The following is a 291-nucleotide window of genomic DNA, read 5'->3' on the forward strand; positions in this document are numbered from 1 at the left end:
GTTCCTGTCCGCCATCATCAACCAGGCCCGCGTGCAGGCTCTTCTGTCCGACGATCATTTCTCGGTGGACGGCACGTTGGTCGAAGCGTGGGCCAGCGTGAAGAGCTTCAGGCCCAAGGATGAAGGCGGCCCCGGGGATGACGATGGCGGTGGTTCAGTCTCCGGCCATGGCGAGCAGAAAACAGCGCCGAGCAATGCCGGACGCGATTTCCGGGGCGAGAAGCGCAGCAATGCGACCCATGCATCAACCACTGATCCCGATGCCCGCTTATTCAAGAAAGCGCGGGGCCA

1 pseudogene is annotated in these 291 nt (G+C 62.5%); it reads left to right on the forward strand.

The window, feature by feature from the left end:
• A pseudogene (locus tag ACYPYD_RS17050) lies at nt 1-291 on the forward strand (IS5/IS1182 family transposase); the annotation flags it as partial.

The organism is Novosphingobium sp. 11B (genome assembly GCF_054589055.1).